This is a genomic window from Acinetobacter sp. P1332 (genome assembly GCF_044057475.1).
GTDB classification, from domain to species: domain Bacteria; phylum Pseudomonadota; class Gammaproteobacteria; order Pseudomonadales; family Moraxellaceae; genus Acinetobacter; species Acinetobacter johnsonii.
The window spans coordinates 3,369,673-3,392,352 of the sequence record NZ_CP171157.1 but is presented as its reverse complement, the minus strand read 5'-3'; the positions used below and the strand labels follow the sequence as shown (position 1 = coordinate 3,392,352).

Annotated in this window: 18 protein-coding genes and 1 pseudogene; 15 read left to right on the top strand and 4 right to left on the bottom strand. The window is 41.9% G+C overall.

The window, feature by feature from the left end; all coding sequences use genetic code 11:
• Positions 1–132 precede the first annotated feature (132 nt).
• Entirely contained in the window at positions 133–2,040 is a 1,908-nt protein-coding gene (locus ACFN7Z_RS16630) for a choice-of-anchor I family protein (protein ID WP_035330361.1), read from the top strand.
• Between the two features lie 166 nt (positions 2,041–2,206).
• Positions 2,207–3,181, top strand: coding sequence for a hypothetical protein (locus ACFN7Z_RS16625; protein ID WP_004692891.1), 975 nt, complete (start codon positions 2,207–2,209; stop codon positions 3,179–3,181).
• Between the two features lie 59 nt (positions 3,182–3,240).
• Here the strand turns inward: ACFN7Z_RS16625 and ACFN7Z_RS16620 are convergent, their stop codons facing one another.
• The gene (locus tag ACFN7Z_RS16620; protein ID WP_010325674.1) at positions 3,241–3,861 is read right to left on the bottom strand and encodes a TIGR00730 family Rossman fold protein; all 621 of its coding nucleotides are present in this window, start codon (positions 3,859–3,861) and stop codon (positions 3,241–3,243) included.
• A gap of 335 nt (positions 3,862–4,196) precedes the next feature.
• Between ACFN7Z_RS16620 and ACFN7Z_RS16615 the strand changes: the two genes are divergently transcribed.
• The 6 genes from ACFN7Z_RS16615 (at position 4,197) to ACFN7Z_RS16590 (ending at position 13,024) form a co-directional block, all read left to right on the top strand.
• Positions 4,197–5,777: a TerC family protein gene (locus ACFN7Z_RS16615; protein WP_010325675.1), complete on the top strand. Its 1,581-nt coding sequence runs from the start codon at positions 4,197–4,199 to the stop codon at positions 5,775–5,777.
• Positions 5,778–5,847: 70 nt separating this feature from the next.
• Entirely contained in the window at positions 5,848–6,315 is a 468-nt protein-coding gene (locus ACFN7Z_RS16610) for a YchJ family protein (protein WP_010325676.1), read from the top strand.
• Between the two features lie 59 nt (positions 6,316–6,374).
• Positions 6,375–7,019, top strand: coding sequence for a trimeric intracellular cation channel family protein (locus ACFN7Z_RS16605; protein ID WP_004692884.1), 645 nt, complete (start codon positions 6,375–6,377; stop codon positions 7,017–7,019).
• 103 nt (positions 7,020–7,122) lie between these two features.
• Positions 7,123–8,442, top strand: a complete 1,320-nt coding sequence (locus ACFN7Z_RS16600; RefSeq protein ID WP_010325677.1) for an MFS transporter — start codon at positions 7,123–7,125, stop codon at positions 8,440–8,442.
• 534 nt (positions 8,443–8,976) lie between these two features.
• Positions 8,977–11,196: a DNA topoisomerase IV subunit A gene (gene parC / locus ACFN7Z_RS16595; protein ID WP_078425948.1), complete on the top strand. Its 2,220-nt coding sequence runs from the start codon at positions 8,977–8,979 to the stop codon at positions 11,194–11,196.
• A gap of 148 nt (positions 11,197–11,344) precedes the next feature.
• Complete coding sequence (locus ACFN7Z_RS16590) at positions 11,345–13,024, top strand: AMP-binding protein (RefSeq protein WP_010325679.1); 1,680 nt, start codon at positions 11,345–11,347, stop codon at positions 13,022–13,024.
• Positions 13,025–13,071: 47 nt separating this feature from the next.
• On the opposite strand, the gene ACFN7Z_RS16585 is transcribed toward ACFN7Z_RS16590, so the two are convergent.
• Positions 13,072–13,452 carry a hypothetical protein gene (locus ACFN7Z_RS16585; RefSeq protein ID WP_010325680.1) on the bottom strand — a complete coding sequence of 127 codons (381 nt, stop codon included), beginning with the start codon at positions 13,450–13,452 and terminating at the stop codon, positions 13,072–13,074.
• Between the two features lie 107 nt (positions 13,453–13,559).
• Between ACFN7Z_RS16585 and ACFN7Z_RS16580 the strand changes: the two genes are divergently transcribed.
• Both ACFN7Z_RS16580 and ppa read left to right on the top strand, forming a co-directional pair.
• Positions 13,560–13,964 carry an MAPEG family protein gene (locus tag ACFN7Z_RS16580; protein WP_005401007.1) on the top strand — a complete coding sequence of 135 codons (405 nt, stop codon included), beginning with the start codon at positions 13,560–13,562 and terminating at the stop codon, positions 13,962–13,964.
• A gap of 119 nt (positions 13,965–14,083) precedes the next feature.
• Entirely contained in the window at positions 14,084–14,611 is a 528-nt protein-coding gene (gene ppa / locus ACFN7Z_RS16575; RefSeq protein ID WP_005060879.1) for an inorganic diphosphatase, read from the top strand.
• A gap of 102 nt (positions 14,612–14,713) precedes the next feature.
• On the opposite strand, the gene ACFN7Z_RS16570 is transcribed toward ppa, so the two are convergent.
• Complete coding sequence (locus ACFN7Z_RS16570) at positions 14,714–16,039, bottom strand: OprD family outer membrane porin (protein WP_010325681.1); 1,326 nt, start codon at positions 16,037–16,039, stop codon at positions 14,714–14,716.
• Positions 16,040–16,498: 459 nt separating this feature from the next.
• Here ACFN7Z_RS16570 and ACFN7Z_RS16565 point away from each other — a divergent pair, with 459 nt between their 5' ends.
• Both ACFN7Z_RS16565 and ACFN7Z_RS16560 read left to right on the top strand, forming a co-directional pair.
• On the top strand, positions 16,499–17,269 hold the full coding sequence (locus ACFN7Z_RS16565; protein WP_010325682.1) for a TorF family putative porin: 771 nt from the start codon (positions 16,499–16,501) through the stop codon (positions 17,267–17,269).
• Between the two features lie 346 nt (positions 17,270–17,615).
• Positions 17,616–18,359 (top strand): TorF family putative porin, encoded by a 744-nt coding sequence (locus tag ACFN7Z_RS16560; RefSeq protein WP_004692873.1) that lies wholly within the window; start codon positions 17,616–17,618, stop codon positions 18,357–18,359.
• Positions 18,360–18,467: 108 nt separating this feature from the next.
• Here the strand turns inward: ACFN7Z_RS16560 and ACFN7Z_RS16555 are convergent.
• Positions 18,468–19,118 (bottom strand): annotated as a pseudogene (locus tag ACFN7Z_RS16555) (ATP-binding protein); the annotation flags it as partial.
• A gap of 114 nt (positions 19,119–19,232) precedes the next feature.
• Between ACFN7Z_RS16555 and ACFN7Z_RS16550 the strand changes: the two are divergent.
• From ACFN7Z_RS16550 to ACFN7Z_RS16540, 3 genes are read left to right on the top strand one after another with little or no spacing between them, the layout of a single operon-like run.
• Positions 19,233–19,931 carry a heteromeric transposase endonuclease subunit TnsA gene (locus ACFN7Z_RS16550; RefSeq protein WP_001064759.1) on the top strand — a complete coding sequence of 233 codons (699 nt, stop codon included), beginning with the start codon at positions 19,233–19,235 and terminating at the stop codon, positions 19,929–19,931.
• Complete coding sequence (locus tag ACFN7Z_RS16545; protein ID WP_000999878.1) at positions 19,924–21,813, top strand: Mu transposase C-terminal domain-containing protein; 1,890 nt, start codon at positions 19,924–19,926, stop codon at positions 21,811–21,813. The genes ACFN7Z_RS16550 and ACFN7Z_RS16545 overlap by 8 nt, the downstream gene beginning before the upstream one ends.
• Entirely contained in the window at positions 21,810–22,661 is an 852-nt protein-coding gene (locus ACFN7Z_RS16540) for a TniB family NTP-binding protein (protein WP_000073961.1), read from the top strand. Before ACFN7Z_RS16545 ends, ACFN7Z_RS16540 begins: the two co-directional genes overlap by 4 nt.
• The last annotated feature ends 19 nt before the right edge of the window (positions 22,662–22,680 follow it).

Sequence of the window (22,680 nt, the reverse complement as noted above, 5' to 3'; positions counted from 1 at the left end):
GTTTAGCTTAATTTAAGTTGGACTGTTGTTGCGAATGTGCATTTATCACATGCCATCAAATTGACATCTCTACGTCATGTGTTTGCAACGCGTACGTCATACATTGGTCAAATTTGAACCGATATTTAGATCATGATGAATAAAACATATAGTGCTGTCTTTTTAGCATGCATGGGGTTGGGCTTAGCAGGATGCAATGACAGTGATGATGCGCAAACCATCACACCACCACCAGTGGTAGAGGAAGCCACCCCGAATAGTATTGAACTGGTTCATCTTGCAAGTTATGAATCGGGGATATTTGGACAGAGTGCAGCTGAAATCCCCGCCTATGATGCTGCGAGTAAGCGTCTGTTCGTGGTGAATGCACAAAAAGGTATGGTCGATGTTTTAGATTTTTCCCAACCAACGCAGCCGACATATATCCAATCTTTGGATGCCAAAACTTATTTAGCTAATTCTGAGGTGAATAGTGTCGCCGTGCATAATGGCATCGTGGCGCTTGCGGTTCAGGCTGAGGATAAAACCCAAACCGGTATTGTGGCTTTTTTTAAAGCACAGGATCTTTCCTTTATCAGCCAAGTCAACGTGGGAGCTTTGCCAGATATGTTGACCTTCACGCCTGATGGTCGAAAAGTACTGGTAGCGAATGAAGCGGAACCGAATGAAGGTTATCAAGTCGATCCCGAAGGTTCGGTCAGTATTATTGATATTTCAGATATTCAAAAACCAACAGCAACTATTGCGGGTTTCCACGCATGGAATGACCGTAAACAAGACTTATTAGATGCAGGCATTCGTATTTTTGGCCCAGACATCAGTCAATACCCAAATGTTGCTAAGGTAGGTATTCAAACGACCACCGTTGCACAAGATTTAGAACCTGAGTACATCGCAGTCAGTGCTGATGGTAAAAAAGCATGGGTTAGTTTGCAGGAAAACAATGCGATTGGGGTTTTAGACCTAGAAAAAAATCAATTTGTTGATCTTTTCCCGATGGGCTACAAGGACCATAGTTTGCCTGAAAATGCCTTGGATGGAAGTGACCGTGACTGTGCTATTGGCCAAGACTCTTTGGGACGTAGTATTACAGAATGTGCAAAAGATGCAGGCATGATTAATATTCGCTCTTGGCCGGGGCTATATGGCATGTATATGCCCGATGCCATTGCATCATACCAAGCCAACGGTAAAACATATTTGGTCACAGCCAATGAGGGGGATGCCCGTGAATGGCTAAGGGATGAAGCCAAATACTTTGAAGGCGGGGACTTAAATGCTGGTTATGCAGAAGAGATACGCATTAAACATTTGTTTAAAAAAGCAGGTTTTGATGCCAAAGGCGATTATGCCGCGCATTTACGTCAGCTTGCACCGGGCGTAAAAGGGGCGAAATTAAACCCCGAGGTGTTTAAACCTTGTCAAACGGCTGATGCAACAGAAGTCTGCGCGGATAATTTAATTAAAGATTCACAAATTGGACGTTTGACCATTAGTTGGACGCAAGGTTATCAAAAAGATCCACTAACGGGTCTGCCAAAGCTAGATGAAAATGGTCGTCTGACTTATGACAAATTATATGTCTATGGTGGCCGTTCGGTGAGTATTGTCGACCCTGAAACCAAGCAAATTGTATGGGACTCGGGGAGTGAGTTTGAGCAAAAAATTGCGGAGCTGTTCCCAGAGCAATTTAATAGCAATCATGAAGCATTTAAATTTGATGACCGTAGTGACAATAAAGGCCCTGAACCTGAAGGCGTGACTTTGGGTAAAATTGGTGAAAAGACCTTTGCCTTTATTGGACTTGAGCGTGCCAGTGGCATCATAGTGTATGACATTAGTAACCCGAATCAGGCTAAATTTGTTCAGTATCTGAACCATCGCAACACCACGGAAACAGAAGTCACGAAGCAAGGTGACTTAGGCCCAGAAGGTTTGATTTTCATCGCGGCGAAGAATTCACCCAATGGTCGTCCGCTGTTGGTGGTGGGAAATGAAGTCAGTGGTAGTACAGCGGTTTATGAAGTCAAACTCAATTAAAAAAACTGAGTTTTGACTTTGAAAAAAGAGCACTGCGGTGTTCTTTTTTATGGCGCTACAAAAAATATATGACAAGGATGTCATGAAAATGAAATAAAACCGTCATAATCTTTGGCAAACGTCCAAGGGCACTGTCTTGGAATAAATTATTCAAAAGGTTGGTTTTATGACAATCGAAATTTTGATGGTGATAGGCTTCTGTTTAGCTGCTTATTCTATCGTCGGAAATGATGTGCCACAGACATTAGGTACGTTTATTTCATCCAATGCACATCGTCCATGGTGGGTGCTTTGGCTCTTTATCAGCACCATTTTGGTGGTGGTGTTGATTTATGGTTGGTATGCATCCGGTGTGGGTGATGCATCATATGGCCGTTTAGAAACGATCCCTTTTCCTGAGGGTGGGGTCACGTGGCTCTATATTGTGCCACCGATTTTACTGTTATTTTTAACCAAATACGGAATTCCCGTCAGTACCACTTTCTTGGTTTTAACCATTTTCTCGCCTGCAAGTTTAGGCTCGATGATGGTGAAATCGATGATGGGCTACGCGGTGGCCTTTGTGGTTGCGATTATTGTCTATCGTTTTGTGATGCGACAAGTCGCGAAGTATTTTGCAAAAACCCGTAATCAAGAACCGTCGCATATTTGGATCGGACTACAGTGGGTCTCTACGGCTTTTCTGTGGAGCCAGTGGCTAATTCAAGATTTGGCCAATATTTTCGTCTATGTACCCCGTCAAGTGCCGTTTTCATTTTTACTGTTTGCCATCACGGTCTTTGTGGTGTTGTTGGCGGTGATTTTGTACCAACGCGGTGGTGCGATTCAGAAGATTGTCGATACCAAAACAGGTGTCACCGATATTCGTGCAGCGACCATTATTGACTTTATGTATGCCCTGATTTTGTTGGTGTTCAAAGAGTGGAGCAATATTCCAATGAGTACCACATGGGTATTCTTAGGTTTACTTGCAGGTCGTGAGTTTGCAATGTCGATGATTTTTGATGAAGTGAACAAACATCGCACTTCGCGTAACGTCAGTAAAGATGCGATGAAATTGATGTTTGGTTTAGCTATGTCGGTGATTTTGGCGACCACACTGCCGTGGTTCTATAACTTTGTCACCCATTATGGGCAATAACCACACATGTTAAAAAAGCGAGCTCTAGGCTCGCTTTTTTATGGCATTAAGAACAGGATTTAAATGGCAAAGTGCGCTGGGCTGCCGAGGTTGGCAATAGCTGAATAAATCTGTTCAGCATGGTTGCATACAATTACTTTTGCGCGGTGCTGTGGCGGTAGAAAACCTTCTTCTACTGCATGATCCAATTGTGTAATCAGTGCGTCATAAAAACCATTCACGTTATAAATCATCATCGGTTTTTGGTGTTGGTTCAGTTGTCCCCAGGTTGCCACTTCTAAAATTTCTTCAAAAGTGCCTAAACCACCGGGTAGTGCGACAAAGGCGCTTGCACGTTCGGCCATTAAGGCTTTGCGCTCATGCATGGTTTGTACAACATGTAATTCGGTCAGTTGGTGATGCGCAATTTCATAATCCAGCATAAATTCTGGAATGACGCCGACTGCTTCACCGCCGTGGCTAATCATGGCATCGGCCACTTGTCCCATGAGACCAATGCTGGCCCCCCCATAAACCAGACCAAAACCCTGTTTAGCTAAACCTTGTGCCAGTGCAATCGCTTTTTCTTGATAAATCGGTTTATTGCCTGAACGAGAACCGCAATAAAGTGCGATCAGAGGTTGAGTGGTTTGAACATTTACTTGAGTGTTGAGAGAGGATATTTTTAATTCACTATTCATGGCGTATGTTTTTACCTTTTGCTTTATCTACTTTTTCTCTCTTAGTTTAAGCAAGAAATGTGACGGCAAGCTGTATTTAATCTAACAATCGGGTAATAATTTGTTAAATCTTTTAAAACAGTGCGCTTTTGAAAAAAAGATGAATTTCATGTAGATCTTGCCTATACTTATTTCCTGTTTTACAACACAAGAACGAACATGGGTAGTGGTAGTTGTCGCTCAAGACATCTTCAGTTTTCCGAAAAAAAATTACAGCCATTGGGGCTGAATCTTCCTTTTCATCCGCTTAAGTTGCGTTATGCACCGTATATTTCCCCTCGACAGGAGCAGATCACATGATATTTGAATGGATGTCTGATCCTTCTGCGTGGGTGGGGTTACTCACCTTAGTGGTGCTGGAAATTGTGCTGGGGATTGATAACTTGGTTTTTATTGCGATTTTGGCGGAGAAACTTCCACCAGAACAACGTAATACGGCCCGTGTTGTTGGTTTGATCCTTGCGCTCTTAATGCGTTTGGTGCTGTTGGCCTCAATTGCTTGGGTGGTGACACTGACCGAGCCGCTGTTCCATATCTTCGATCATCCTTTCTCAGGACGGGATTTGATTCTTCTGTTTGGTGGGGTGTTCTTACTATTTAAAGGCACCATGGAACTGCATGAACGTATTGACGCCAAAGTGGTTCAGAAAGAAGAAAGTCCAGCCAATGCTGTGTTTTGGATGGTGATCGTTCAGATTGTAGTTTTGGATGCTGTGTTTTCCTTAGATTCGGTGATTACCGCAGTCGGTATGGTTAAACACCTGTCTGTGATGATGATTGCGGTGGTTATTGCCGTCGGCATTATGCTGTGGGCATCGAAAGCCTTAATGGAATTCGTCAACAAACATCCGACCGTGGTGATTTTGTGTCTCGGCTTCTTGATGATGATCGGTTTCTCATTGATTGTAGAAGGCTTTGGTTTCCATATTCCAAAAGGCTACTTATATGCCGCGATTGGTTTCTCGGTAATTGTTGAATTCATCAACCAAACCATGCGCCGTAATCAAGAAAAAATGGTCACCACCACAGACCTTCGCTATAAAACTGCATCTGCGGTGCTGCGAATGTTGGGCGGTAAAAGTAGTGATCATGCCTCTGAGCCTGAAGATGTATTGGCAACTCGCGCTTATGCGGATGAAGTATTTGATCCTGAAAATGGGGTTTATCATAGTGTCTTGGTGCAAGGGGTGCTGGGTTTGTCCGAGCGTCCTGTGAAGTCCGTGATGACCCCACGTCCAGAGTTGGAGTGGATTGATTTAGAAGATGAAGAAGCCTCAATCAAATCACAACTACTCAGTATTACGCATTCACGTTTAATCGTGGCACGGGGCGAATTAGACAACATCGCCGGTGTGGTGCTGACCCATAAAGTTTTGAATGAATATATTGAAACGGGTGTCCTTGATTTTGATAAACATTTACGTGAACCTGTGATTGTGCATGAAAATGCGCAAGTCCTGATGGTGATGGAACAATTGCGTCAAGCACCGTTGCAAATGGCTTTGGTCTTGAACGAATACGGCTCGATTGAAGGGATTGCCACGCCGATTGACGTATTAGAGGCGATTGCAGGGGAGTTCCCCGATGAAGATGCTGAAGATAATGTGGCTGAAAGCTTAGAAGATGGTAGCTTGATGCTCGATGGTTCAACCGATATTCGCCATGTGTCGTTATTGTTGGATCGTGATTTGGTCGACGAGTCTGATCAGTACTCAACCTTGTCAGGCTATATCCTCTTTCATTTAGGTCGTTTACCCGAGAATGGCTCTAGCCTTGAAGCAGATGGTTGTATTTTTGAAGTGGTGACGATGGATGGGCACAAAATTGAAAAAGTGCATGTGATTCCCAAGTTGGATCTGCACAAGGAATCCTCTTAAAACAAACCGTAATCTGGTTTGAACAGGTTAAAATAGCTCGCAATGTCGAGCTATTTTTTATGGAAAAATCATGAGTAATGTTGAGTGTCCGTGTGGACAGGGCGAATATAAGCAGTGCTGTCAGCCATTGCACTTGGGACAAAGCCGTGCGCAGAGTGCTACTCAACTTATGCGCTCACGTTATAGTGCTTTTGCCAAACAGCAAATTGATTACATTTTACAAACCACAGCGTTGGGACAGCAACAGGCTCTAGATGTTGCAGCAATTGCTGAGTGGAGTCGAAGCAACCAATGGTTGAAGTTAGACGTCGTGCAGGCCAATGAAAAACTCGATAAAAACCATGCCATGGTTGAGTTTAAGGCCCATTATCATGATGGCACATCGCCACAGATACATCATGAAATTTCACATTTTGTGAAACATGCCGAGGCGTGGTATTTTTTAGATCCAACCACTGAAATGAAAATCACCATGAAACAAGCGTGCATCTGCGGTTCAGGGAAAAAATTTAAACAATGTTGTGCACAATTTTTATAATTTTAAGCAAATTTGGCTTAGAATAGCGCGCATCAATTAGCCTATATGGAATCCAGGCGATGTTACTCACTATTATTTATATTATAGCGATCACAGCAGAGGCAATGACAGGTGCACTGTCGGCGGGTCGGCGTAGTATGGATTGGTTTGGTGTGGTGATTATTGCCTGTGTCACAGCACTGGGCGGCGGTTCTGTCCGCGATGTGTTGTTGGGACATTATCCGCTGACTTGGGTCAAGCATCCTGAATATTTGATGCTGACCTGTTTTGCCGCTTTTATGACGATTTTGATTGCCAAGTGGATGCGTCATTTACGTAATATCTTCTTGGTGCTCGATGCTTTGGGCCTGATCGGTTTTACCATCATTGGCTGTCAAATTGCCTTAGAAATGGGACATGGGTTTGTGGTGTCTGCGGTTGCTGGAGTTCTGACAGGGGTGTCAGGCGGTATCTTACGTGATATTTTGTGTAATGACGTCCCTTTGGTCTTCCGCCGTGAACTGTATGCCAGTATTTCTTTTGTCGCGGTGATTTTCTATTGGGGCTGCATTCAGCTCGGTTTATCACTTGAGCTGACCGTGATTTCGACTTTGATCTTTGGTTTTAGCTTACGTCTAATCGCGATTTACTTTGGCTTAGAAATGCCAAAATTCATTTATCAAGACGATGATGAGCAATCTGCTTCTTCGAAAGATGCCAGCTAAAATAGCAGTGATTTGACTGCCTTATTTGTATAAAAAAAGCACATAATGATAAAGCCTGTTGAGAAAGCAGCCTGCTATCTTTTCCCGCTTTAGAGGCCGAGCTATGGATTTAGTTTCTCGCATACAACGCTTACCGATCGGTAAATTTCACTACACCTTGTTGTGGGTCATTGGCTTGGGCTGGATGTTCGATGCCATGGACACGGGGCTGATTTCTTTTATTTTGGCAAAAATGGCCGAAGATTGGCACATGAGCCCAACCGAGAAAGGTTGGGTGGTCTCCATTGGCTTTGTCGGAATGGCGATTGGTGCGGTGTGCTCAGGTGGTCTGGCCGACCGCATCGGACGTAAAACAGTTTTTGCCGCGACCCTCGTGATTTACAGTTTAGCGACGGCGGCCTGTGCCTTTGCCCCGAACTTAACGTGGTTGTTGGTGTTTCGTTTTATTGTGGGTTTAGGCTTAGGTGGACAGTTGCCAGTAGCGGTGACCTTGGTCAGTGAATACATTCCTGCGCAGGTGCGTGGGCGTTTTATCGTGCTGCTAGAAAGTTTTTGGGGCTTAGGTTGGCTTTGCGCTGCATTGGTGGCGTATTTTGTGATTCCAAAATTTGACTGGCATATGGCCTTCTTAATCGGTGGAATTCCTGCACTGTACGCCATTGTGATTTGGTTCAAAGTGCCTGAGTCAATTCCTTATCTCATTAACCGTGGTCGTATTGTGGAAGCGCATGCCTTGGTGCAGCAGATTGAACGCCAATGCGGTGTGGAAGTGATTGAACATATCATCGTTAAACCAGTGGCAGAAAAAAAGAATGTGTCTTTTACCCAGCTCTGGTCGGGGGCATTTGCACGTAGAACCTTGATGTTGTGGTTGATTTGGTTTGGTATTGTCTACTCATATTATGGCATTTTTACATGGTTACCCAGTTTGCTGGTGAAGCAGGGGTATAGCATTGTTCAGTCTTTTGAATATGTCTTGGTGATGATTTTGGCACAGCTGCCAGGCTATGTGGCCGCAGCATGGCTGGTCGAAAAGCTGGGACGTAAAGCAACCTTGGCTGGTTTTATTGGCATGTGTGCAGTTTCCGCGTATTTCTTTGGTCAAGCTGATACTGTGAGCATGATCATGTTCTGGGGTTGTTTGATGTCATTCTTTAACCTCGGTGCATGGGGCGTGTTGTATACCTATACCCCAGAGCAATATCCAACCAATATCCGGGCTTTTGGTTCGGGCTGGGCATCAGCCATTGGTCGTATGGGCGGCATTGTCGCACCGATGGTGGTGACACATATGATGGTACAGAGCAATGGATTTAGTGCGATTTTCATGATGTTTACCGCAGTATTGCTTGCGGTTGCAGCGGTAATTTTGATTTTGGGTGAAGAGACCAAAGGCAAAACATTGGAAGAAATTGGACTGTAATTTAGTCCGTGCTGAAGATTGAGAGTCAGATGTGCTGAGACTCTCAGCCTTCAGTAAACATCAAGATAAAATTTAGAAGATGGATCTGAAAATAACCGATAACCAGATCCAACTCAGCAATAAAAAATTCAATCTGCTCGGCCAAAACGTAGCCTCTCAACGCTGCATTTTGGTAAACGCAGATCTTGCTAATGATGAGACCTTTAAATAATCACTGCTTGATTGATGTGATCTACCCAATTGGTTGTGTCGCATTTTGGGCGAGGATGGGCAAATTTTTTGTCGATCGTATCGATCAAGTTGAGTGGGCTGAAGTTGCTTCATTGTTTTCATTGATGAGCAGAGATGAACACAGGAACTGAACTTCAAAATAATTAGTTGCTCATTTTAAAAAAAATGGATAATTTTACGACACTAGGAACATCTAAAGACGCAATTTGTCGTAGTGGTGTACGCTTTCACTTGTATAGGCAGAGCCCGCGACATAGCATAAGAACTTAAACAAAAAACGATTAATTAGGATGACAGGTTGTTATGACGAACCTTGCGCATCAAGCGACAGAAAACCGTTCCGTAGCAGAATTTACTGAACAAGCATATCTCAATTACGCCATGTACGTGATCATGGATCGTGCCTTACCGCATATCAGCGATGGTTTAAAACCTGTACAACGCCGTATTGTATATGCCATGAGTGAGTTGGGGCTGAAACACAGTGGGAAACCCAAAAAATCTGCGCGTACCGTCGGCGATGTGCTCGGTAAGTATCACCCGCATGGTGATTCAGCCTGCTATGAAGCGATGGTGCTGATGGCTCAGCCTTTTAGTTATCGTTATCCGTTTATTGAAGGTCAAGGTAACTGGGGTTCTCCCGATGATCCGAAATCATTCGCTGCGATGCGTTATACCGAAGCCAAATTATCTCAGTATAGTGAAGTGCTTTTGTCTGAGCTGGGACAGGGGACTTGTGACTGGCAGGACAACTTTGATGGTTCGATGAAAGAGCCAGTGACTTTACCTGCACGTATTCCGAATATTTTGTTAAATGGCACCACAGGCATTGCGGTTGGTATGGCTACGGACATTCCACCACACAACCTGCGTGAAGTCGTGAAAGGCACCATTGCCTTAATTCGTAATCCAAATTTAAGCGATGAAAAAGTTGCAGAATATATTCCTGCCCCCGATTTGCCGACCAAAGCAGAAATTATTACGCCACCTGAAGAGTTATTAAAAATACAAAGCACAGGTCGGGGCAGTTACCGTATGCGTTCGGTGTATCGCATCGAAAAAAATGAAATTGTGATCACGGATTTGCCTTATCAAGTGTCAGGCTCGAAAGTTATTTCGCAAATTGCAGATCAAATGCAGGCGAAAAAACTGCCTTTGGTGAGCGATGTGCGTGATGAGTCGGATCATCAAAACCCAACCCGTTTGGTGATTGTACTGCGTTCAAATCGGATTGATGCTGAAGCAGTGATGAGTCACCTTTTTGCCACCACTGATCTTGAGTCGAGCTATCGGGTCAATATGAACATGATTGGCGCGGATGGCCGTCCACAAGTGAAATCGATTCGTCGTATTTTGCTGGAGTGGATTGAAATTCGAAAGGAAACCGTCACCCGTCGTCTGCAATATCACCTGAATAAAATTGAAAAACGCTTACATATTTTGGGCGGTTTAATTATTGCCTATTTAAATATTGATGAAGTGATTCGTATTATTCGTGAAGAAGAACAGCCCAAAGCGGAGTTGATGTCACGTTTTAATATTGATGATATTCAGGCCGAAGCCATTTTAGAACTCAAGTTGCGTCATTTGGCTCGACTTGAAGAAATGGAAATGCGCCGTGAGCAAGAAGAGTTAGAAGCCAAAGCTGCACTGATTCGTGAACAGTTGGCCAATCCTGAGTCTTTAAAAGCTTTGATCATCAATGAACTCAAAGATGATGCGAAAAAATACGGCGATGACCGTCGTTCACCAATCGTGCATCGTGCAGAAGCGACGGCGATGAGTGAGCAAGATTTCATGCCTGCTGATCCTGTGACTGTGGTCTTGTCTGAAGCGGGGTGGATTCGCTCAGCCAAAGGTCATGAAGTTGATGCCGAAAACCTGAACTTCCGTGCGGGCGATCAATACCTTAGTCATGCGCAAGGCAAATCTAATCAGCGCGTGTATGTGCTGGATGAGTCAGGGCGTAGTTATGCACTAGCCATTAATAGCCTACCGTCCGCACGTGGTTTGGGAGAACCGTTGAGTTCAAAATTGTCCCCAGCCAGTGGTATTGGTTTTAAACAAGTCTTTATTGCTGATGATGAAGCCGAAGTCATAGCGCTAAGTAGCAAGGGGTATGGTTTTAAAACACAGGCAAAACAGTTAGATACCAATGCAAAAGCAGGGAAAGCCTTCCTTACTTTACCTGAAAAAGCCACAGTTATGCCGTTAACCAGTGTTGATCAGGCCACCCATTTGGCGTTATTGACCTCAACGGGTCGTTTGTTGATTTTAGAGTTGTCAGAGTTGCCTGTTTTGAATAAAGGTAAAGGTAATAAATTGATACAACTTGAAGAGAAAGATCAAATTGTATTCATGACAAGATTAACGCTAGATGAAATACTGCAAGTCGTTGCAGGACAGCAGCAATTAAAATTGAAGGGTGATGACTTGCAAAAATACATAGGCAAAAGAGCATCAAAAGGGCAGTTATTACCACGTGGTTATCAAAAAGCAAATAAACTGTTAGTTCAGAGATAAAACTAGCATCCATTGATCAAAATACGTTATATATGGTATGTATGCGGGAAATGGATGCAGTATTAAGCAACAGAAGTTAAATAAAGAGCGCTTAATATTGAGAACAATAGTTGAAATTTAAGGATTACTGATAGGAGAATCGGGCGATATGGAAAAAATTTGGTTCGCAGAATACCAAAAAACGGGGATTCCAGAGACTGTAGAATTGCCACCAGAAAACACGTCATTAGTAGATGTTTTTGAACGAAATTTCCAAAAATTTGGCTCTCGTGATGCTTTTATCTTTATGGATAAAGTGCTCACTTTTAATGAGTTAGAAGAAGCAAGCCGTAAATTTGCAACGTATTTACAAAGTTTGGGTCTAGCAAAAGGCTCACGTGTCGCTGTGATGATGCCGAACGTTCTTCAGTATCCTATCGTTGCTTTGGGTGTATTCCGTGCAGGTTTAGTATTGGTTAACGTCAATCCACTGTATACCGCGCGTGAACTTGAACATCAGTTAAATGACTCGGGCTCAGAAGTTTTGGTGATCATTGAAAACTTTGCCTCTGTTTACCAAGCGATTAATGGTAAAACGCCAGTTAAACATGTCGTGATTGCCTCTGTAGGTGACATGTTGGGTGCATTAAAAGGCACACTGGTGAACTTTGTATTACGTTCAGTGCGTAAGCAAATTCCAGCATGGAATATTCCTGGCCATATTCGCTTTAATGCGGCAATGTCGAAAGTTAGTGCGAGTAACTATAAGCGCCCGAACTTAACGTTAAGTGACACAGCAGTGCTTCAGTACACTGGCGGCACTACAGGGGTATCTAAAGGTGCAGAACTGACGCATCGCAACCTTGTGGCGAACATGTTGCAGTGTGACGGTATTTTCCAAAGTAAATTTGGTGCACAAGATGGTCAACCTGATGACCGCATTTTCTGTGCCTTACCGCTATATCATATTTTTGCGTTCATGGTGTGTGCGATGTACGGCATGTACAAAGGCCAAGCCAACGTTTTGATTCCAAACCCGCGTGACTTACCTGCGGTGATGAAAGAATTACGTAAATATCAACCGTCATTCTTCCCAGCAGTGAATACGCTATTCAATGCTTTAGTGAACAATGAAGAGTTTAAGCAACTCGACCACAGCAAATTGAAAATGGCAATGGGTGGTGGTATGGCTGTGCTTCCTTCTACAGCAGAAGCGTGGAAGCGAATTACTGGGACCAACATCATTGAAGGTTATGGTCTATCTGAAACTTCACCTGTGGCAACGGCAAATCCGCCAGCGTCTGAAGAATTCAGTGGCACGATTGGTATTCCATTGCCATTAACTGAAGTTGCAATTTTGGATGATGATGGTAAGGAAGTTGCACTGGGTGAACAGGGTGAGATTTCAATCCGTGGTCCACAAGTGATGCGCGGCTATTGGAACCGTCCAGATGAAACGGCTAAAGTGATGACGGAAGATGGTTTCTTCCGTACAGGCGACATTGGTGTCATGGATTCTCGCGGCTATGTGAAAATTGTAGACCGTAAGAAAGACATGATTTTGGTGTCAGGCTTTAACGTTTACCCTTCAGAAATTGAAGAAGTGGTTTCAAAGCATCCTAAAGTATTGGAAGTAGCTGCCATTGGTGTACCTGATGAAAAATCAGGTGAAGTACCAAAACTGTTTGTAGTGAAGAAAGATCCATCTTTAACCACAGAAGAAGTCTTGGCCTTTGCGAAAGAGAACTTAACGGGTTACAAACGTCCGCGTTATGTTGAATTCTTAGATGAGTTACCGAAATCAAACGTAGGTAAAATCCTACGTAAAGATTTACGTAAAACAGCTTAAGTTCAAATAAAAAAGCGCCGTCAGGCGCTTTTTTTTCATGTTCACATTTAATTTTTCATTAACCAGCGATCAATATAGGGACGGCCAATGCCTAAGATGCCAACAAAGGTCAGCATCGTACCGCACTGACGACTAAAAGCTGGGAAAGCAAAACTACCAAAACTCAGGACATTATCGATCAGACAATAGACGGTCACTGCAAGCAACCAATACCATAGGTTTTGACGTTTAATCCCGACCATCCAAAATGCAATGATCAGTATGACCAGTGTGCCAAGAGTCGAACCAATATTCATATTGGCACAAATGACCGCCAATAAAAATGCAGTAACGGGAAGCACAATCTTTAAAACACGATCCACTTGGCGTTGATGTTGACGCTGAATTTCGAGCACGTCGAACATTTCTTTTTGATCAGGGCTAGCCATGCAGGAGTCTCATCGGGAAATTATAAAAACACTATAATTTAACCAAATTTATCCTCGGAATGCCATGCTATGATAGCCATCGAAATGATCTTGATGAGAAAAAACCAATGCAAAGCATTAGCGGGATTATTTATCTCATTTTAATTGCTTGTTTACTGCCTTACGTATTTACAATCATTGCTAAAAAAACAGCAGGATTTCGCGCCAAGGATAATCAACATCCGCGTGAATTTCTCGCCAAGACGACTGGTCTGGCAGCACGTGCCAATGCGGCACAGCAAAATAGCTTTGAGAGTTTACCGTTATTTATTGCCGCTATTTTAATGGCTGAATATATGGTGATTCCGCAAGTGGTCACCATGACGTTTGGTATTGCCTATCTTGTCTTTCGTGTGGTGTATGGGATTTGCTATTTGGCCAACTGGTCGACGCTTCGATCGATCGTTTGGCTGTTGTCACTGCTTTGTCCTATTTGTTTATTATTGTTGGTCATTCGACTAACGATGGGCTAAGTGCGAAACATACATATTTTCACCCAGTGGATGTATAATCGCAGAAATATTTTTTTCTCAAAAACCGTTATAATCGATGCGGTTTTTTTAAAAGATTTAACTTGTTAAAGAGTGATGTTATGAGCTACAGCAATATCCCTGCGGGTAAAGATGCACCGAACGATATCTACGTGATCATCGAAATTCCTGCAAATGCAGCACCAATCAAATATGAAATTGATAAAGATTCGGATGCACTTTTTGTAGATCGTTTCATGGGTACAGCAATGTTCTACCCAGCGAACTATGGTTATGTACCAAACACCTTGTCTGAAGATGGCGACCCATTAGATGTACTTGTTGTAACGCCACATCCTGTTGCTGCGGGTTCAGTCATCCGTTGCCGCCCAGTGGGCAAACTGAACATGGAAGATGATGGTGGTATTGATGCGAAACTCATCGCTGTGCCACATGAAAAATTATCTCCATTGTATAAAGATGTTCAGGAATATACCGATCTTCCTCCGCTGTTGATCAGCCAAGTTGAGCATTTCTTTGCCCACTATAAAGATTTAGAGCCTGGCAAATGGGTAAAAATCAGTGGTTGGGAAAATGCTGCTGTTGCCAAAGAAGAAGTGTTGAAAGCAATCGAAGCTGCTAAAAAATAATTTTGAAAAAATAAAGCCTGATTTTATTACCCTAAAATCAGGCTCATAAAAAAACCGCCATTCAATTGAATGGCGGTTTTTTATGAATTGATCTAAAGTGAATTAGAACAGTTTCACAGGAATATCAAGGAATAAACGCCATTCATTGGTTGAGCCAATGACATTGCTGACATATTGACCAGAAACATTATTATAGGTATCACTTGAACGTAAGTAAGAATAGCGAACACGTAGGCTTGCATCTTTCAATGCACCTGTTTGAACTGTATATTTGACTTGGTTAAAGAACTCATGTTCTTCGGCTTGGTCAATGATTTTTGAGCGATCTGTTATTTTAGCGATATCAATATCCCAACCATAAACAAATGCAGTTGTCCAGTTTAGACCAGGTAAACCGTGATTTTTGAAGTTGTAGTTATATTGTAGCCCGACAGATTTTTCATCATTACCATTAAAGTCACCTAAATAGGAATTAGGGACATAGATACTTTGTAAACCATCAGCATTATAGCCATAGTCATACCCAGTATTACCTGTGTTATCTTGATAAGAAAGCATGACATTATGTACATCTTTGCCATAGCCCACTGAAACAGCCCAAATCGAGTTTTTGCGGTTTGCTAGATCATCTGTGGTATGTGAATCAGTGAGCGCATCTTTATCCCATTTTGTATGATAACCCATGGCATCAAGTGTTAAGGTACTCTTGTCTTTTAAGCTTTGGGTAAAGTTTACATTGGCATAATGACGTTCTAGCTTATCTTGAACATCTAAGCCATAATACGATGAATTGAGTTGATCATTAAATTTATATTTAGCACCCCAAACTACTGCACGATCAAGTCCTTGACCTGTCACATCTTTATCGGTACTAATTTGGTTTGACATTTGGTTTTTTGTGAATTTACCTGCAACCACATTTAGATTTGGAATTTCATTACTTTCAATGAAAACACCTGTGTAATACTCAGGCACTAAACGGGCTTGATTACTTGCCATGACAGGAAGTGTTGACACCTGTGTACCATAAGTCACGGTTGTGTTGGAAATACGTGCTTTCACATTGGCACCACCACGAGCCCAATGATCATAAGCAAATCCACGATCATCTACAGGAATCATTTGATTACCCGTATTATTATTCGCACCAAGCTTGAAAGATGCATCACCTACTACGCCAACACCAAAGCCAACAATACCCTTTGTAAAGCCTGATTGAAGATCAAAAATGGCAGTTTGAGCAGTTGAGCTTGTATCATTTGTTAAACCGTCTTTTTTATCACGATTTAAAAAGCCTGTGCGGAATAGCACTGATCCTTCAGCGCCTTCAACGAAACCTTTAGATTCACTTTGCTCACTCGCAAAAGCTGTTGATATAAGTGCAGTTTGTACTAAAACTGCTAATGCTAATTTTTTTGTGTTTTGCATTGGGGAGCGAACCTTATACAAATTGGATGGAAAGAGAACAGCAATTGTATAAGTAATCGCTGAAAAATTTTCATTTTTATTTATCATATTCAACTAAAGTAATGCATTTTTTTGTAAGTGATATGTTTGAAATATTTTAATTTTGGTTAAAATATTCGGTTTGCTAAAATAAACCTTTATAAAACATCGAATTATTTTTCTCCTCTTAATTCTGTTTTTTGCTATGTATTGCAGAAAATAATATATAGACTGTGAGGTCATTTTAGCTTATGAATCAAAGTGTTCAGTCATTTCTAGTCGTCTGGAATCGGTTCAGAATAACCTATACCCAGATTGGAAAATGATGAATTACACAGCAGTTGCCTAGATAAAATTGACCTATTGTTAAAAAATAGCTTTAAAATTTATGGGTATGGAATCAGTAAATGATTCATGTCTAAAGAGATTTTGAGAGCTTAAATGCATAAGAATTCACATAAAATTGCACTATTTTTAATTTTTTTCACTGGCAGTGTGTCGGTCAACGCAAGCGAGCCCCAGCAACAAAGCTCAGAAGGCGGACTCAGTGGAAGCCTTGCTGTGCTCAGTCAGTATATCTATCGTGGGGGTATTGAAAATGACCAGCCTACCCTGCAAGCAGGGCTTGAATATGAACATACATCTGGTCTATATGCAGGTTATTGGGCTTCAACACTGAATTATGATGCAGCGGATATCAGCAAAGATCACGGTGTTGAGCATGACTTTTATATGGGTTATGCACACACACTCAGTCCAGATTTAAGCTATCGGTCGCATATTGTGACTTATTTATATAATGATGGCGGCTCGGTCTATAGTGAAGATCGCACAGAACGCCGAAGTACGACTGGAGCGGAATTTGTAAATAGTTTGAGCTATAAAGACTTTGATGTAGGCGTCACGGTGGCTTTAGTGGATGTGAGCTATGCCAACGCGGGCGATACTTATTTAAGCCTTGCACATCATTATGCTCTTCCACAACACTTTCAATTCAATAGTTCAATTGGTGCATCGATTTATCGTCAGCATGATGATGCCATACTCACTACAGAGAAGAACTTTACTGTTAATGAAGTTCGCTTAGGCCTGAGTAGGCCCTTTGCAGAGACAGGGATCGAGATGTCTGCGGATTATATTTATGGTGTGCATAATCGTATGGGCGAGGATTTAGAGGACCATCTGGTGCTGGGTTTAACTTACAACTTTTAAATGTTGTAGATATGAAAAGTGCATCCAGATCGGTTGGGGATGCACTTTTTTTATGCACTTAAAAACGTACCTTCCAAAGATGAGTCTCAAAATAGCGCATATTGTAAACAATTATGTTTGCTTGATGGGCTTGGCTTCAATTCACCGCGAAGAGGTTTAACGATCAAGTTGAGTGCGAGCTCAATTTTTTATATTTTAAATAATTTTAATAAAAACAATTATTTATAATGATTTTGTAAAAGGTGTATCTGAAGTTGAATTGAATGTGGCATAGCTATTGCTACTACCTACATGAGTTTATCGAAATAACCAAAAGACGTCGGATACGATGTGGGGGAATCAAACCATGAAATTTGCACTTAAGGCATTATCTTTAGCTGTGGTAGCTGCAGCTTCTACATTCACTTATGCAGATGAAGCAACGTCCGTTCATTCTGTGTCAGGGAATATTGGGGTTTTTTCTAGTTATAACTTACGTGGTATTACCAATACGCCTGAAAATGAAGATGCGACTATTCAAGGTGGTTTAGATTACAGCCACGCATCTGGTTTTTATGCAGGTTGGTGGGGTTCTACACTGGGTTATTCATTGGTTGAAGAAGGCCGTGATGCCTTTGAAAACAATTTCTACGCGGGCTATAACGGCTCAATTAATGATGATCTCGGCTATACTATTGGTACGACTTATTATTATTACTATGAAACAGATAATTCAGATACCAACGGTTTTGAAACTTTGCTTGGCTTAAGCTACAAAGACTTTGGCGTCACTGTACAGACTTTACTGGAAGATACCACTTGGAGTAACGCGGGTGATACTTATATTAAGGCAACTTATAGTTATCCATTGCCGAATGATTTCAGCTTAGATACGGCATTGGGCTTATATGCTTATCAAGACTCTGGCGATTATGAAGAAGCATTAGGGACGACGGAGAGTTTTGGTTTCCGTCATTTTGATGTGGGCGTGAGCAAACCTTTAGCTGAAACAGGTTTAACTGCAAGTATGAATTACACCTTGGGTGGTTATGACCGTGCGGACGTAAAACAAAAGAACAAAGTTGTCTTCGGTTTGAAGTATGAGTTCTAAGCTGTACGCTGCTTAAATATAAAAAAGCCCACTCCAATCGAGTGGGCTTTTTTTATCGGCGATGGGATTTCGCTCTAACTTGTCAGTTTTTATGAACAGTCAGCCGTTTTAGTGATGTTGCCCACGATAAGACAGGGCTTCGGTTAAGTGGCCTGTTTGAATCTGTTCAGACTGCGCTAAGTCGGCAATGGTTCTGGCCACTCTTAAAATACGGTGATACCCCCGAGCAGATAAGTTTAAGCGCTGTTGTGCCTTTTCAAAGATCAGCGCGGCTTGTTCATTGAGTGGCGCAAACTGTTCCAGTTGTTTGGGTGATAAAGCCATATTGAGACAAGCTTGGCGTTGCATTTGCCATTGATAAGCTTGAATCACGCGTTCACGTACAGTTGCCGAGTCTTCCACGGCTTGTGTGTCTTGCAATTCAGAAGCATGCAAGGGTGGTACATCAATATGTAAATCAATTCGATCCAGCAAAGGCCCTGAAATGCGGTTTTGGTAGCGTTTAATCGCCTCGGCTGAGCACTGGCAACGGCTATCTTGATTAAAAGCATAACCACAGGGACACGGATTCATTGCAGCAATCAGTTGGAAATTGGCTGGAAAGGTGATCTGCCGTGAAGCACGCGAAATCACAATCTCTTTGGCTTCTATCGGCTGTCTTAAAACCTCTAAAACCTTGCGGTCAAACTCTGGTAGTTCATCTAAAAACAGCACGCCTTTATGTGCCAAAGTAATTTCACCGGGTTTGGGTTGTGACCCGCTGTTATTTACAAAGAACTATGCGACAATATAAGCTAGGGTCAAAGACTTAGACCACCTTTTATAAAGAACTATGCGACAAATTTTATAAAGAACTATGCAACGGAACCTAGAATGAACAATCAATCATGCGACACCGTTAACATCGTACCAGCTCGAAGAAAAATTGGTAATACACGTATCAGTGTATCTGGTTTATATCCTTTTAAAAAAGATTCCGCAGTTGCCTTTGAATCAACTCTTGAACGGGATTTCCTTATTCGATTAGAGGTTGATCCCAATGTTCTTGCTGTTGAGTCTCAACCATTTACCATTGAGTATTTTGATAATGGACAGAAACGAGTTTACACCCCTGACTACCTAGTAACTTATAAGCATAATGATTTTATTCCATTTATTGCACCTAAACTGGTTGAAGTAAAACCTACAGATGAATTGCAACTTAATTTGCATCTATGGAAAGCTAGATATCGTGCTGCCATGAGGGTATGCAAAGAAGAGGGTTGGAAATTTCATATTGCACATGAGGGGCGTATTCGGGACCAGTTATGGTCGAATGCCATGTTTTTACAAAAGTACCGAAAGATGGAATTTCCCCCTGCTGATTCAAAGCACTTATTGGATTATGTGAGAGATCGAGGAGCAGTAACTTTTGAGACTCTATTAGCCAGACATTTTCTTGGAAAATGGGACAGAGCCAATGGAATTAGTCAAATCTGGTATTTAGTTGCTCATGGTTATCTGGTTTGCGATTTAAGTATGCCTTTACAGCCATCTACTGAACTTTGGGTAAATGGGAGTTGTCATGAATGATAGACGTGTGAATATCAAAATAGCTGCTGGGGAGCCGGTTCAGATAAAAGGGATTCCCCATACGATTATTGAAGTCATTGACCTAAAATCGGTTTTTGTTGAAAACAATAATACTGGCAGGAAAAGTATCGCGGCTATCAGTGAATTAAGGCCATCAATAGCTGTGGAACAGTATGAAGATCTAGAGCTCATCGCTGATAAAGACTGGATTGAGGCTGAAAGACGTTTCAACATCATCCGACCTTTCATTGAGGGAGGCGTGAGTGGTCGTAAGGAAGTAGAGTTACGAGCCCAAGAACATGATATTAATCCAGCCACTATCTATAGATGGTTAAAAATCTATAAGGCATATGGAACTATTGATGGATTGCGGCCCAGAAAAGAGGGATTGCCACAAGGCAAGAAGATAATTAATAAACATGCTGAAGCAATCATTGAAAAAGCCATCAAGGATTTATACCTAACTAATCAAAGAATAAGTGTTCAAAAAGTTGTACTTGAAGTGAAACGCTTATGTCATGAATACCATATCCTAGAGGTGCCTCATGCCAATACAGTAAGAAATCGTATTGCAGCGATTAGCCAGAGAGACTCTCTTCGTAAGAGGGGACATAAGGAAAAGGCCGATAACAAATTTACACCTGCCGCAGGGAAATTCCCTCATGCTGATTATCCACTTGCCGTCGTACAGATTGACCATACGCCTGTTGATCTTATTCTGGTTGATGATTTTAGCAGGTGTCCTATAGGACGACCTTTTCTTACGTTGGCAATTGATGTGCGTTCAAGGGTAGTTGTGGGATATTACTTATCATTAGATGCCCCCTCTGTTATGTCTATTGCAATGAGCGTTTCTCAAGCTGTACTGCCCAAAGAGAAATGGCTAGCTTCGCGCAAGATTCAAGCTGAATGGCCTGTCTGGGGAATTATGAACACCATTCATGTCGATAATGGACCTGAGTTTCACTCAGAAACTTTCAGAAATGCTTGTATGGCACATGATATTCGTCTGGAATACCGACCAGTTAAAAAACCACGTTTTGGCGGGCACATTGAACGTTTGATGGGAACATTTGCAACCGATATTCACGCAGTTCCAGGAACAACTTTTTCAAATATTTTTGAAAGAAAAGGCTATAACTCAGATGCGGAAGCAGTTTTCACATTCTCCGAATTTGAGGACTGGCTGATTGATTTTATCTGTAATGTTTACCACAAAAGGAAACACTCTGCTTTAGGTACTTCTCCACTACATGCTTTTGAGTTAGGTATCTTTGGTGATAAAAACACGTTAGGTTCTGGGGCTGCTAGATTGCCTGCAAATGATCATAATTTCTTTCTTGATTTTCTACCAAGTTTTGAAAGGACGATTCAAACAACAGGTGTAACAATTGATGGTCTTGCTTATTATGCTGATGTACTAAGAGGTTGGATTAATGCTGTAGACCCTGATAATCAAAAGGAAAAACGTAAATTTATCTTTAGGCGTGATCCAAGAAATATTAGTGAGATATGGTTCTTTGATCCCGAAATCAAAAATTATTTTAAGGTTCCTTTAGCGGATCAAAGTATTCCACCATTTAGTATTTGGGAACACAAAAAGATTCAGGAACTGAAAAAGGAAACTGGCGAATATCTAAAAGATCATGAACTTGGACAGGCTCTAGCTAAACTTCGGGAGCGTGTTCAGGAGGCAAGTACTAAAACTCGACGGGCTCGCAGATCACATCAGCGCAGTACCCAACATCAACAGAGTGTTAACCCTGCTTCAATTCAGGGCAAAAAACCTCAACAAGAGAGTACGATTTTGGAGCAACAGCTTGAAAACGTATATGGTTTATTGCCTCTCGATGAGCTGGAAAATGATGAGGATATTTCATGAGTAACTATTCACATGTTTTTCAAGAGTTTCGCCCTATTGTGGAACAGTCTAATGAGGACAGACTCTACTTCCTGGAAGAGGACCGATGGATTGGGTATCCAGCAGCCAATGACTTGTTAGACCAATTGAAAGGATTCCTGACACTTCCTAAGCGGAGCCGTATGCCCAACTTACTGGTATTGAGTAAGCCAAATAATGGTAAAACCTCAATTATTAACCAGTTCTTTAAGCTGTATGGGGAGGGTTATGTCAATGCAGAAAATAATGCAGTAAAACCTGTAATCATTGTACAGGCACCTGTTTCCCCTGATGAAAAAGCTCTGTATATGGCTATTCTTGATAAGTTCTGGGTTCCTTTTCGAGAAAGAGATCCCGTTGCGAAGCTACGTTACCAAGTGGTCCATTGCCTTAAACTTTATGAGGTAAAGCTCCTCATTATCGACGAAATGAATTCTCTATTATGTGGCAGTCCGATTAAGCAAAGAACAGTAATGAATGCGATTAAGTATTTGTGTAATGAAACACAGATACCCATTGTTGGGTTTGGTACAGAAGAAGCAATTAGTGTTCTGCGTACTGATCCACAGCATGTCAGCCGTTTTCGTGTGGTTAATTTGCCCTTATGGAAACTAGATAAAGACTTTCAAGCTATGGTAAATAAATTTGAGAAAGTTCTTCCCCTCAAACAGGCTTCAAAACTGGCTGAACCAGCAACAGTAAAATATCTGCATGATATTACAGATGGAAACTTAGGTAATCTGCGAACGATTTTACGGGACGCCGCAAAGAAAGCTGTTGTTTCTGGTCAGGAGTTTATCGACCGTAGCTTGCTAGAAAGTGTGAAATAAGCAATGTGGAGGACTAGGT

Bases quoted from the DNA above. Each gene is read 5' to 3' on its own strand.
- ACFN7Z_RS16590 (WP_010325679.1), top strand. From the start codon at position 11,345: ATGGAAAAAATTTGGTTCGCAGAATACCAAAAAACGGGGATTCCAGAG.
- ACFN7Z_RS16545 (WP_000999878.1), top strand. From the start codon at position 19,924: ATGAATGATAGACGTGTGAATATCAAAATAGCTGCTGGGGAGCCGGTT.
- ACFN7Z_RS16630 (WP_035330361.1), top strand. From the start codon at position 133: ATGATGAATAAAACATATAGTGCTGTCTTTTTAGCATGCATGGGGTTG.
- ppa (WP_005060879.1), top strand. From the start codon at position 14,084: ATGAGCTACAGCAATATCCCTGCGGGTAAAGATGCACCGAACGATATC.
- ACFN7Z_RS16610 (WP_010325676.1), top strand. From the start codon at position 5,848: ATGAGTAATGTTGAGTGTCCGTGTGGACAGGGCGAATATAAGCAGTGC.
- ACFN7Z_RS16560 (WP_004692873.1), top strand. From the start codon at position 17,616: ATGAAATTTGCACTTAAGGCATTATCTTTAGCTGTGGTAGCTGCAGCT.
- ACFN7Z_RS16625 (WP_004692891.1), top strand. From the start codon at position 2,207: ATGACAATCGAAATTTTGATGGTGATAGGCTTCTGTTTAGCTGCTTAT.
- ACFN7Z_RS16585 (WP_010325680.1), bottom strand. From the start codon at position 13,452: ATGGCTAGCCCTGATCAAAAAGAAATGTTCGACGTGCTCGAAATTCAG.
- ACFN7Z_RS16600 (WP_010325677.1), top strand. From the start codon at position 7,123: ATGGATTTAGTTTCTCGCATACAACGCTTACCGATCGGTAAATTTCAC.
- ACFN7Z_RS16550 (WP_001064759.1), top strand. From the start codon at position 19,233: ATGAACAATCAATCATGCGACACCGTTAACATCGTACCAGCTCGAAGA.
- ACFN7Z_RS16540 (WP_000073961.1), top strand. From the start codon at position 21,810: ATGAGTAACTATTCACATGTTTTTCAAGAGTTTCGCCCTATTGTGGAA.
- ACFN7Z_RS16570 (WP_010325681.1), bottom strand. From the start codon at position 16,039: ATGCAAAACACAAAAAAATTAGCATTAGCAGTTTTAGTACAAACTGCA.
- ACFN7Z_RS16615 (WP_010325675.1), top strand. From the start codon at position 4,197: ATGATATTTGAATGGATGTCTGATCCTTCTGCGTGGGTGGGGTTACTC.
- parC (WP_078425948.1), top strand. From the start codon at position 8,977: ATGACGAACCTTGCGCATCAAGCGACAGAAAACCGTTCCGTAGCAGAA.
- ACFN7Z_RS16580 (WP_005401007.1), top strand. From the start codon at position 13,560: ATGCAAAGCATTAGCGGGATTATTTATCTCATTTTAATTGCTTGTTTA.
- ACFN7Z_RS16620 (WP_010325674.1), bottom strand. From the start codon at position 3,861: ATGAATAGTGAATTAAAAATATCCTCTCTCAACACTCAAGTAAATGTT.
- ACFN7Z_RS16605 (WP_004692884.1), top strand. From the start codon at position 6,375: ATGTTACTCACTATTATTTATATTATAGCGATCACAGCAGAGGCAATG.
- ACFN7Z_RS16565 (WP_010325682.1), top strand. From the start codon at position 16,499: ATGCATAAGAATTCACATAAAATTGCACTATTTTTAATTTTTTTCACT.